The sequence below is a fragment of the Metapseudomonas resinovorans genome (assembly GCF_002003485.1).
In the GTDB taxonomy this organism is placed as follows: Bacteria; Pseudomonadota; Gammaproteobacteria; order Pseudomonadales; family Pseudomonadaceae; genus Metapseudomonas; species Metapseudomonas resinovorans_D.
This window is the reverse complement of sequence record NZ_BDMA01000083.1, coordinates 1-11658: the sequence shown is the minus strand read 5'-3', so window position 1 is coordinate 11658 and position 11658 is coordinate 1. Positions and strand designations below refer to the sequence as shown.

The following is an 11658-nucleotide window of genomic DNA, read 5'->3' as shown; positions in this document are numbered from 1 at the left end:
TCATGCTGCTGCTGCTCGCTGAGTACCTGCAACAGTTCTATAAAGGGTTCGGCGTATTCCAGTACCTGACCCTGCGCGGGATTCTCGGCGTCCTGACAGCGCTGTCGCTGTCGCTTTGGCTCGGTCCCTGGATGATCCGCACCCTGCAGATCCGCCAGATCGGCCAGGCCGTACGTAACGACGGCCCGCAATCGCACCTGTCGAAATCCGGCACGCCAACCATGGGTGGCGCGCTGATCCTGACTGCCATCGCCATCAGCACCCTGCTCTGGGCAGACCTGTCCAACCGCTATGTCTGGGTGGTGCTGGCTGTGACCCTGGCCTTCGGTGCCATTGGCTGGGTGGATGACTACCGCAAGGTGATCGAGAAGAACTCTCGCGGCCTGCCGAGCCGCTGGAAGTATTTCTGGCAGTCCGTGTTCGGCATTGCCGCTGCGATCTTCCTTTATATGACCGCGAGCACGCCGGCAGAGACCACCCTGATCCTGCCTCTGGTTAAAAACATCGAAATCCCGCTGGGCATCGGTTTCGTGGTGTTGACCTACTTCGTGATCGTAGGCTCCAGCAACGCCGTGAACCTGACCGACGGCCTCGATGGCCTGGCCATCATGCCCACCGTGATGGTCGGCGGCGCGCTGGGAATCTTCTGCTACCTCTCGGGCAACATCAAATTCGCCGACTACCTGCTGATTCCTTACGTGCCGGGCGCGGGCGAGCTGATCGTGTTCTGTGCCGCTCTGGTGGGCGCTGGTCTCGGCTTCCTCTGGTTCAACACCTACCCGGCCCAGGTCTTCATGGGTGACGTCGGCGCTCTCGCCCTGGGCGCGGCGCTGGGAGCCATCGCCGTGATCGTGCGCCAGGAAGTGGTGCTGTTCATCATGGGCGGCGTGTTCGTGATGGAGACGCTGTCGGTGATGATCCAGGTCGCCTCGTTCAAGCTGACCGGTCGTCGTGTATTCCGCATGGCCCCTATCCATCACCACTTCGAGCTGAAAGGCTGGCCCGAACCCCGGGTCATCGTGCGGTTCTGGATCATCACCGTGATCCTGGTCCTGGTGGGCCTTGCCACCCTGAAACTGAGGTAACCGAGAGTGACGTTGATCGCTTCCGACCAGTTCCGCATCGTTGTCGGCCTCGGCAAGAGCGGCATGTCCCTGGTGCGCTTCCTGGCGCGTCAGGGCGTTCCGTTTGCTGTGGCTGATACCCGCGCGAACCCGCCGGAACTGGCGACGCTGCAAAGCCAGTTCCCGCAGGTGGAAGTGCGTTGTGGCGAGCTCGACCCGGACTTCCTGAGTCGCGCCAGCGAGCTCTACGTGAGCCCCGGCCTTGCCCTGGCAACGCCGGCGCTACAGGAAGCCGCGAGCCGCGGCACCAAGCTGTCCGGTGATATTGAACTGTTCACTCGCAATGCCAAGGCGCCGATCGTTGCCATCACCGGTTCGAACGCGAAGAGCACCGTTACCACCTTGGTGGGTGACATGGCGGCGGCTGCCGGCAAGCGCGTCGCCGTCGGCGGCAACCTGGGCACGCCGGCGCTGGACCTGCTGAATGATGACGTTGAGCTTTACGTGCTCGAGCTGTCCAGCTTCCAGCTGGAGACCACGGATCGCCTGAATGCCGAAGTGGCGACAGTGCTCAATGTCAGCGAAGACCATATGGACCGCTACGCCGACATGCAGGCCTATCACCTGGCCAAGCACCGCATCTTCCGGGGCGCGCGTCAGGTCGTGGTCAATCGTGGAGATGCCTTGTCGCGGCCGCTGGTAGCCGACCAGCTGCCCTGCTGGACTTTCGGATTGAACAAGCCGGACTTCAAATCCTTCGGCCTCATCGAAGAAGACGGCGAGAAGTACCTGGCCTATCAGTTCGACAAGCTGATGTCGGTGCGCGAGCTGAAGGTTCGTGGCGCCCACAACCAGTCCAATGCCCTGGCTGCGCTGGCGCTGGGGCACGCGGTGGGATTGCCGCTCGAACCCATGCTGGAGACTCTGAGGACCTTCCCGGGACTGGCTCACCGTTGCCAATGGGTGCGTGAGCTGCGTGGTGTGTCGTACTACGACGACTCCAAGGCCACCAACGTCGGTGCGGCGCTGGCGGCAATCGAAGGGCTCGGTGCCGATATCGGCGGCAAGCTGGTGCTGATCGCCGGTGGCGATGGCAAGGGTGCCGACTTCTCAGGTCTCAAGGCTCCCGTAGCGCGCTTCTGCCGAGCCGTCGTGCTGCTGGGACGTGACGCCGAGTTGATCGCCGATGCCTTGGGCGACGCCGTGCCGCTGGTGCGGGTCAAGGCCCTGGATGAGGCCGTACAGCGCTCTGCTGAGCTGGCCGAGGCCGGTGACGCGGTGTTGCTGTCGCCGGCATGCGCCAGCCTGGACATGTTCAAGAATTTCGAAGAGCGCGGGCGCCTCTTTGCCCAGGCAGCGGAGGGACTTTCCTGATGCTCGCCCGTCTGCTTGCCGCCCCGTCGCCGCTGCGCAGTCGCCGCGGAATCGACATCGACTTCCCGCTGCTGGCCGGCTGCCTGTCGCTACTTGGCCTGGGCCTGGTGATGATCACTTCGGCCTCGTCGGAAGTGGCTGCGGCGCAGTCCGGCAACCCGCTGTACCACATGATCCGCCACCTGATTTACCTGACGATCGGACTTGGCGCGGCGCTGGTCACCCTGCAGATTCCCATGGCCTTCTGGCAGCGCCACGGCGCGCGGCTGATGCTCGCGGCCATCATCCTGCTGGTGCTGGTACTGCTGCCGGGCATCGGCCGCGAGATCAACGGCGCCAAGCGCTGGATCGGTTTCGGTCTGTTCAACCTGCAGCCGTCCGAGCTCGCCAAGCTGTTCACCGTGATGTTCATCGCCGGCTACATGGTGCGTCGCCAGGATGAAGTTCGCGAGAAGCTGACCGGCTTCATCAAGCCAATGCTGGTGCTCGGTCCGATTGCCGTACTGCTGCTGGCCGAGCCTGACTTCGGAGCCACCGTGGTGCTGGTTGGCTCCTGCATCGCGATGCTCTTCCTGGGCGGTATCAACCTGGTTCGCTTCATCCCCCTGGCAGGCGCGGTACTGGCTGCCGGCGTCCTGGTCATGACCAGCCAGAGTTACCGGATGCAGCGTCTGACCAACTTCGTGGATCCCTGGGCCGACCAGTACGGTGCCGGCTATCAGTTGAGCCAGGCGTTGATCGCTTTCGGTCGCGGCGAATGGCTTGGCGTAGGTCTGGGCAACAGCATCCAGAAGCAGTTCTACCTGCCTGAGGCCCATACCGACTTCGTGTTCGCCGTGCTGGCCGAAGAGCTTGGAATGGTGGGCGCACTGGCAACCGTCGGCCTGTTCGTCTTCGTCAGCGTCCGGGCCCTCTACATCGGTCTATGGGCCGAGAAGGCGCGCCAGTATTTTTCCGCCTACGTCGCCTACGGCCTCGCGTTCCTCTGGATCGGCCAGGTGTTGATCAACGTCGGCGTGAACGTCGGCCTGCTGCCGACCAAGGGCCTGACCCTGCCGTTCCTCAGCTATGGCGGCAGTTCCCTGGTGATCTGCTGCGTCAGCCTGGCCTTGTTGCTGCGTATCGAATGGGAGCGGCGTACCCAGTTGGGCAATGAGGAAGTGGAATTCGTCGAAAGCGATTTCTTCGACGAGGAGGTGCGCCCATGAGCGGCAACGTGCTGATCATGGCCGGCGGCACCGGCGGCCACGTATTCCCGGCCCTGGCCTGCGCGCGTGAGTTCCAGTCGCGCGGCTTCAAGGTGCATTGGCTCGGGACGCCGAAAGGAATCGAGAACGAGTTGGTACCCCAGGCGGGCCTGCCGCTGCATCTCATTCAGGTGAGCGGCCTGCGCGGCAAGGGGCTGAAGTCCCTGCTCAAGGCACCCTTCGAGTTGCTCAAGTCGCTGTTCCAGGCGCGCCGCATCGTGCGTGAACTGAAACCCGTCTGCGTACTGGGCATGGGCGGTTATGTCACCGGTCCCGGTGGACTGGCAGCACGCCTGTCCGGTGTTCCGCTGATCATCCACGAGCAGAACGCTGTGGCAGGGACCGCCAATCGCAGCCTGGCGCCTCTTGCCAGCCGCGTTTGCGAGGCCTTCCCCGATACCTTCGGACAAAGCGACAAACGGCGCACCACCGGCAACCCGGTGCGCGAGGAGCTGTTCCTGGAAACGCCGCGTGATGCCCTGGCAGGACGCAAGCCGCGCCTGCTGGTGCTGGGCGGCAGTCTGGGCGCCGAGCCGCTGAACAAATTGCTGCCGGAAGCGCTGGCCAAGATCCCTGCGGACCTGCGCCCGGAAGTCTTCCACCAGGCCGGCCGCAAGCATGACGAGATCACCGCGGAGCGTTATCGCGAAGCCGCGGTCGAAGCGGAGGTCGCACCCTTCATCAAGGACATGGCACGTGCCTATGCCTGGGCCGACCTGGTCATCTGCCGTGCAGGTGCCCTGACCGTGAGCGAACTGGCCGCCGCCGGGCTGCCGTCGTTCCTGGTGCCACTGCCCCATGCGATCGACGACCACCAGTCGCGCAATGCCGAATATCTGGCGAAGGAGGGCGCAGCTGTCCTTCTTCCGCAACATTCCACTGACGCGGCCAAGCTCGCCGCTCAGCTGACCGAGGTTCTGATGCAGCCCGAAAAACTCAAGGCCATGGGCACTACTGCCCGCCGTCTGGCCAAACCCGCCGCCACCCGTACCGTGGTCGAGATCTGCCTGGAGGTGGCCCATGGTTGAGAGCCAGAAAGCTATGCCCCAGCCGGAAATGCGCCGCATCCGCCGGATCCATTTCGTCGGTATCGGCGGTGTGGGCATGTGCGGGATCGCTGAAGTGCTGCTTAACCTGGGCTACCGCGTGTCCGGTTCCGACCTCAAGACCTCGGCGGTCACCGAGCGTCTGGAGAAGTTTGGTGCCCAGATCTTCATCGGCCACCGCGCCGAGAATGCTGAGCACGCCGATGTTCTGGTGGTGTCCAGCGCCGTGAACAAATCCAACCCCGAGGTTGCGGTTGCCCTGGAGCGCCGTATCCCGGTGGTGCCGCGCGCCGAAATGCTGGCTGAACTGATGCGTTACCGTCACGGCATCGCCGTCGCCGGTACCCACGGCAAGACCACCACAACCAGCCTGATCGCTTCGGTGTTCGCTGCCGGTGGCCTTGATCCGACCTTCGTCATCGGTGGTCGACTGAACGCTGCCGGCACCAACGCCCAGCTTGGCACCAGCCGTTACCTGGTAGCCGAGGCGGATGAAAGCGACGCCAGCTTCCTGCATCTGCAGCCGATGGTGGCCGTGGTCACCAACATCGACGCGGACCACATGAGCACCTACGAAGGGGACTTCAACAAGCTGAAGAAGACCTTCGTCGAGTTCCTCCACAACCTGCCGTTCTATGGGCTGGCCGTGCTTTGCGTGGATGACCCGGTAGTACGCGAAATCCTGCCTCAGGTCGCACGTCCCACCGTGACCTACGGCTTCGCCGAAGACGCCGACGTACGCGCCATCAATGTTCGCCAGGAAGGCATGCGCACCTGGTTCACTGTCCTGCGCAAGGACCGCGAGCCGCTGGATGTCTCGGTGAACATGCCGGGTAACCACAACGTCCTGAACTCCCTCGCGACCATTGCGATTGCCACCGACGAAGGCATCAGCGACGAAGCCATCGTCCAGGGCCTTTCCGGCTTCCAGGGTGTGGGTCGACGCTTCCAGGTTTATGGCGAGCTGGAAATCGAAGGCGGCAGCGTGATGCTGGTGGATGACTACGGCCATCACCCGCGCGAAGTGGCTGCGGTGGTCAAGGCTGTTCGCGGTGGTTGGCCGGAGCGTCGCCTGGTGATGGTCTACCAGCCGCACCGTTATAGCCGCACCCGCGATCTCTACGAGGATTTCGTGCAGGTCCTCGGCGAGGCCAACGTACTGCTGCTGATGGAGGTCTACCCGGCCGGCGAAGAGCCGATCCCTGGTGCCGACAGCCGCCAGCTCTGCCACAGCATCCGTCAGCGCGGCCAACTGGACCCGATCTACATCGAGCGCGGCGTCGATCTGGCGCCCCTGGTCAAGCCGCTGCTGCGTCCCGGCGACATCCTGCTCTGTCAGGGTGCCGGCGACATCGGCGCGTTGGCCCCGCAACTGATCCAGAACCCGCTGTTTGGTGGCCAGTCTGACGACGCCGCCAAGAGGAAGACGAAATGAGCGCGCAATTGAAATCCACCCTCGAGCCGGCTGCGTTCGGCCGGGTCGCCGTGCTCTACGGCGGCAAGAGCGCTGAGCGCGAGGTGTCGCTGAAATCCGGCGCCATGGTGTTGCAGGCCCTGCAGGCCGCCGGCGTGGACGCCTTCGGCATCGACGTGGGTGACGACCTGTTGCAACGCCTGCAGGCCGAGAAGATCGACCGCGCCTTCATCATCCTGCACGGCCGTGGCGGCGAAGACGGCAGCATGCAGGGCCTGTTGGAGTGCCTGGGCATTCCCTATACCGGCAGCGGCATCCTTGCCTCGGCCCTGGCGATGGACAAGCTCCGCACCAAGCAGCTGTGGATCAGCCTGGGTCTGCCGACCCCGCGCCATGCCGTGCTCGCCAGCGAGCAGGACTGCCGACAGGCCGCAGAAGAACTGGGCTTCCCGCTGATCGTCAAACCGGCCCACGAAGGCTCCAGCATCGGCATGGCGAAGGTCGAGAACGTCGAGGCGCTCATCGAAGCCTGGCGCGCAGCTGGAACCTATGACCCGCAGGTCCTGGTCGAGCAGTGGATCCACGGTCCGGAGTTCACCATTGCCTGGCTGCGCGGCGACGTTCTGCCGCCCATCCGCCTTGGTACCCCGCACACCTTCTACGACTACGACGCCAAGTACCTGGCCAGTGACACCCGCTACCAGATCCCCTGTGGCCTGGATGCGGAAAAGGAAGAGGAGCTGAAGCAGCTCACCGCGCGCGCTTGCGAGACTCTCGGTATCCAGGGTTGGGCTCGCGCCGACGTGATGCAGGACGCCGAAGGGCGCTTCTGGCTCCTCGAAGTCAACACCGCACCGGGCATGACTGATCACAGCCTGGTGCCCATGGCCGCACGCGCCGCGGGCCTGGATTTCCAGCAACTGGTGCTGGCAATCCTGACCGACAGCGTCGAGGCAAGGGGCTGATCCCATGCGTAATGCCACTATCCGCCGCCAGGAACCCGTTATCGGCCGCGCCGCTCCCTCGCGCAAGCCGATGCCGCGTGGCGCCAGTCGGATGGTGGCCAAGGAGCCGCTGACCCAGCGTCTGCCCAAGCCCAGCTTCGGTTTCCTGCGCAAGCTGATGTGGCCGGTGATGCTGGCGGTGCTCGGTTTCGGCGCCTACGAAGCGGCCCAGCGCCTGCTTCCTTATGCCGACCGGCCCATCGCCAAGGTCAATGTGCAGGGCGATCTGAGTTACATCAGCCAGCAGGCGGTGCAGCAACGGATCGCGCCTTACATCGCTGCGAGCTTCTTCAGCATCGACCTGGCCGGCATGCGCCGCGAGCTGGAGCAGATGCCGTGGATCGCCCACGCAGAGGTACGCCGTGTGTGGCCGGACCAGGTAATGGTCCGGCTGGAAGAACAGTTGCCTATCGCCCGTTGGGGCGACGAAGCACTCCTGAACAACCAGGGCCAGGCCTTCGCTCCGCGCGAACTGGCCCACTACGAACAGCTGCCGCAGCTCTGGGGCCCACAACGGGCACAGGAGCAGGTGATGCAGCAATACCAGATGCTCAGCCAGATGTTGCGCCCGCTCGGCTTTTCCATAGTCCGGCTGGAGTTGCGTGAACGCGGTAGCTGGTTCCTGTCCACTGGACAGGGTGTCGAATTGCTACTGGGGCGGGACCACCTGGTAGAGAAAATGCGGCGATTCATCTCGATCTACGAGAAAACGCTGAAGGAACAGATTGCGAACATCGAGCGCGTCGACCTGCGATATCCGAACGGCCTGGCTGTGGCCTGGCGGGCGCAGGTCGAGGCCCCCGCGGCGACCACGGTCGCCGTGCAGTGAATTAGAGAGAAGGTTAGAACCATGGGAAGCGTACAGAGCGGCAAGATGATCGTCGGCCTGGACATCGGCACCTCCAAGGTGGTGGCGCTGGTGGGCGAGGTCGCAGCTGACGGCCAACTGGAAATCGTCGGTATCGGCACTCATCCGTCGCGCGGCCTGAAAAAGGGCGTGGTGGTAAACATCGAGTCCACCGTGCAATCCATCCAGCGTGCGGTGGAAGAGGCCCAGCTGATGGCGGGCTGCCGCATCCACTCGGCATTCGTCGGCATCGCCGGCAACCACATCCGCAGCCTGAACTCCCACGGCATCGTGGCGATTCGCGACCGCGAAGTGAGCGGTGCCGACATCGAGCGTGTTCTGGACGCGGCGCAGGCGGTGGCCATCCCGGCCGATCAGCGTGTGCTGCACACCCTGGCCCAGGATTACGTGATCGATAACCAGGAAGGCGTACGCGAGCCGCTGGGCATGTCCGGTGTGCGTCTGGAAGCCAAGGTGCACGTGGTGACTTGCGCGGTGAATGCGGCGCAGAACATCGAGAAGTGCGTGCGCCGCTGCGGTCTCGAAGTCGACGACATCATCCTGGAGCAACTGGCCTCGGCTTACTCGGTCATCACCGATGACGAGAAGGAACTGGGTGTCTGCCTGGTGGATATTGGCGGCGGCACCACCGACATCGCCATCTTCACCGAAGGCGCCATCCGCCACACCGCGGTGATCCCGATCGCCGGCGACCAGGTGACCAACGACATCGCCATGGCCCTGCGTACGCCGACCCAGTACGCCGAAGAGATCAAGATTCGCTACGCCTGCGCCCTGGCCAAGCTGGCCGGCGCCGGAGAAACCATCAAGGTGCCCAGCGTCGGCGACCGCCCGCCGCGCGAACTGTCGCGCCAGGCCCTGGCGGAGGTGGTCGAGCCGCGTTACGACGAGCTCTTCACCCTGATCCAGGCCGAGCTGCGCCGCAGCGGCTACGAGGACCTGATTCCGGCGGGCATCGTTCTCACCGGTGGCACCGCCAAGATGGAAGGTGCGGTTGAACTGGCCGAAGAGATTTTCCACATGCCGGTACGCCTCGGCGTCCCGCATAGCGTGAAGGGGCTCGCGGATGTCGTGCGCAACCCCATCTATTCCACGGGCGTGGGCCTGCTGATGTACGGGTTGCGCAAGCAATCCGACGGCATGCCTGCCTCCACTGGCAGCTACGGCTATGCCGAAGAGGCCAAGGCTCCTGTACTGGAACGGCTCAAGCGCTGGGTTCAGGGCAATTTTTAAACGCGGTACGCAGTAGGCGAAAAAACTAAAAAAGGAAGGAGAGGGGAAAATGTTCGAACTCGTAGATAACGTTCCGCAAACAGCGGTTATCAAGGTTATCGGCGTTGGTGGCGGCGGTGGCAACGCCGTTAACCACATGTCGAAAAGCAACATTGAAGGCGTCGAGTTCATCTGCGCCAACACTGATGCCCAGGCGCTGAAAAACATCGGTGCGCGCACCGTGCTGCAACTCGGCCCAGGCGTGACCAAGGGCTTGGGTGCCGGCGCCAACCCGGAAGTCGGCCGTCAGGCTGCCATCGAAGACCGTGAGCGCATTGCCGAAGTGCTGCAGGGCGCCGACATGGTCTTCATCACCACCGGCATGGGTGGCGGTACCGGTACCGGTGCAGCGCCGATCATTGCCGAAGTGGCCAAGGAAATGGGCATCCTCACCGTTGCGGTGGTGACCCGTCCGTTCCCGTTCGAAGGTCGCAAGCGCATGCAGATCGCCGACGAGGGCATTCGCTCCCTGGCGGAAAGCGTCGACTCGCTGATCACCATCCCCAACGAGAAGCTGCTGACCATCCTCGGCAAGGACGCCAGCCTGCTGGCTGCTTTCGCCAAGGCGGACGACGTACTCGCCGGCGCGGTGCGCGGCATCTCCGACATCATCAAGCGTCCCGGCATGATCAACGTCGACTTCGCCGACGTTAAGACTGTCATGAGCGAAATGGGCATGGCGATGATGGGCACCGGTTGCGCCAGCGGTCCGAATCGCGCTCGCGAAGCCACCGAGGCGGCCATCCGCAACCCGCTGCTGGACGACGTGAACCTGCAAGGCGCACGCGGCATCCTGGTGAACATCACCGCGGGTCCGGACCTGTCCCTGGGCGAGTACTCCGACGTGGGTAACATCATCGAGCAGTTCGCTTCCGAGCACGCCACCGTCAAGGTGGGTACCGTGATCGATCCGGACATGCGCGACGAGCTGCACGTAACCGTAGTGGCCACTGGCCTGGGTGCGCGCATCGAGAAGCCGGTCAAAGTCGTCGACAACACCGTTCAGGCAGCCGCTGTGGCCACCACCACCGTCGCCGCTCGTCCGGAGCAGTCGTCCGTCAACTACCGCGACCTGGATCGCCCGACCGTGATGCGCAACCAGGCTCACGCCGGCGCGGCCACCGCGGCCAAGCTCAACACTCAGGATGACCTGGATTACCTGGACATCCCGGCGTTCCTGCGTCGCCAGGCCGATTGATGATTTGTATCAGGAGCATTAGGGTGATTGGTGTTCAGCAAAGGGCGGTTCTGCTATTATCGCCGCCCATTGTTGAAAACAGTTCGCAACTTGCGCACAAGCGGCCAATGCCATGATCAGACAACGCACTCTCAAGAACATTATCCGTGCCACTGGCGTGGGGCTGCATTCCGGGGAAAAGGTCTACCTGACCCTCAAGCCCGCTCCCGTGGACACTGGCATAGTGTTCCGCCGTACCGACCTCGATCCCGTGGTGGATATTCCTGCACGCGCCGAGAATGTCGGTGAGACCACCATGTCGACCACACTGATCAACGGTGAGGTCAAGGTGGACACCGTGGAGCACCTGCTTTCGGCCATGGCAGGCCTGGGCATCGACAACGCCTACGTCGAACTCTCCGCGTCGGAAGTGCCGATCATGGACGGCAGCGCTGGTCCCTTCGTCTTCCTGATTCAATCCGCCGGCCTGCAGGAGCAGGAAGCGCCGAAGAAGTTCATCCGTATCCTGCGCGAAGTGACTGTGGAGGAGGGCGACAAGCGCGCTACCTTCGTGCCCTTCGATGGTTTCAAGGTGAGCTTCGAGATCGATTTCGATCACCCGGTATTCCGCAACCGCACCCAAAGTGCGAGCGTGGATTTCTCCAGCACCTCGTTCGTCAAGGAGGTCAGCCGCGCGCGGACCTTCGGCTTCATGCGCGACATCGAGTTCCTGCGTTCTCAGAACCTGGCACTCGGCGGCAGCGTGGAGAATGCCATCGTGGTAGACGAGAACCAGGTGCTCAACGAAGACGGCCTGCGTTACGAGGACGAGTTCGTCAAGCACAAGATTCTCGATGCGATCGGTGATCTCTACCTGCTCGGAAACAGCCTGATCGGCGAATTCCGTGGCTTCAAGTCGGGCCACGCGCTGAACAACCGCTTGCTGCGCCAGCTCATCGAGCAGAAGGACGCCTGGGAAGTGGTGACCTTCGAGGATGCCAGGACTGCACCTATCTCCTATATGCGACCGGTAGCAGCCGTTTAAGCAATACCCTCTTTCCTGACTTCAAAGGCCACCTTCGGGTGGCCTTTTTTTATCCTCTGTCCCGTCCTGAATAAGGTTTACACCTTTGCCCTTATTTTCAGGAGCGCTCCATGGCAGAAGGTGTACGACGTAGCCAGCGCGATTACA

Annotated in this window: 10 protein-coding genes; all 10 read left to right on the top strand. The window is 63.3% G+C overall.

The window, feature by feature from the left end:
• Nucleotides 1-2 precede the first annotated feature (2 nt).
• The 10 genes from mraY (at nucleotide 3) to lpxC (ending at nucleotide 11511) form a co-directional block, all read left to right on the top strand.
• Complete coding sequence (gene mraY, locus MnOB_RS22535; protein ID WP_077526480.1) at nucleotides 3-1085, top strand: phospho-N-acetylmuramoyl-pentapeptide-transferase; 1083 nt, start codon at nucleotides 3-5, stop codon at nucleotides 1083-1085.
• Between the two features lie 6 nt (nucleotides 1086-1091).
• The gene (gene murD, locus MnOB_RS22530) at nucleotides 1092-2438 is read left to right on the top strand and encodes a UDP-N-acetylmuramoyl-L-alanine--D-glutamate ligase (RefSeq protein WP_077526479.1); all 1347 of its coding nucleotides are present in this window, start codon (nucleotides 1092-1094) and stop codon (nucleotides 2436-2438) included.
• Nucleotides 2438-3646 carry a putative lipid II flippase FtsW gene (ftsW, locus tag MnOB_RS22525; RefSeq protein WP_077526478.1) on the top strand — a complete coding sequence of 403 codons (1209 nt, stop codon included), beginning with the start codon at nucleotides 2438-2440 and terminating at the stop codon, nucleotides 3644-3646. The genes murD and ftsW overlap by 1 nt, the downstream gene beginning before the upstream one ends.
• Entirely contained in the window at nucleotides 3643-4713 is a 1071-nt protein-coding gene (murG, locus tag MnOB_RS22520) for an undecaprenyldiphospho-muramoylpentapeptide beta-N-acetylglucosaminyltransferase (protein WP_077526477.1), read from the top strand. The genes ftsW and murG overlap by 4 nt, the downstream gene beginning before the upstream one ends.
• Nucleotides 4706-6166 (top strand): UDP-N-acetylmuramate--L-alanine ligase, encoded by a 1461-nt coding sequence (murC, locus tag MnOB_RS22515; protein ID WP_077526475.1) that lies wholly within the window; start codon nucleotides 4706-4708, stop codon nucleotides 6164-6166. Before murG ends, murC begins: the two co-directional genes overlap by 8 nt.
• A complete protein-coding gene (locus MnOB_RS22510) occupies nucleotides 6163-7110 on the top strand; it encodes a D-alanine--D-alanine ligase (RefSeq protein WP_077526473.1) in 948 nt (315 codons plus the stop codon). The genes murC and MnOB_RS22510 overlap by 4 nt, the downstream gene beginning before the upstream one ends.
• 4 nt (nucleotides 7111-7114) lie before the next feature.
• Nucleotides 7115-7978 (top strand): cell division protein FtsQ/DivIB, encoded by an 864-nt coding sequence (locus MnOB_RS22505; protein ID WP_077526471.1) that lies wholly within the window; start codon nucleotides 7115-7117, stop codon nucleotides 7976-7978.
• Between the two features lie 21 nt (nucleotides 7979-7999).
• The gene (ftsA, locus tag MnOB_RS22500; RefSeq protein ID WP_077526470.1) at nucleotides 8000-9250 is read left to right on the top strand and encodes a cell division protein FtsA; all 1251 of its coding nucleotides are present in this window, start codon (nucleotides 8000-8002) and stop codon (nucleotides 9248-9250) included.
• 49 nt (nucleotides 9251-9299) lie between these two features.
• Nucleotides 9300-10487: a cell division protein FtsZ gene (gene ftsZ / locus MnOB_RS22495; protein WP_077526469.1), complete on the top strand. Its 1188-nt coding sequence runs from the start codon at nucleotides 9300-9302 to the stop codon at nucleotides 10485-10487.
• A gap of 112 nt (nucleotides 10488-10599) precedes the next feature.
• The gene (gene lpxC / locus MnOB_RS22490) at nucleotides 10600-11511 is read left to right on the top strand and encodes a UDP-3-O-acyl-N-acetylglucosamine deacetylase (RefSeq protein WP_077526468.1); all 912 of its coding nucleotides are present in this window, start codon (nucleotides 10600-10602) and stop codon (nucleotides 11509-11511) included.
• Nucleotides 11512-11658 lie beyond the last annotated feature (147 nt).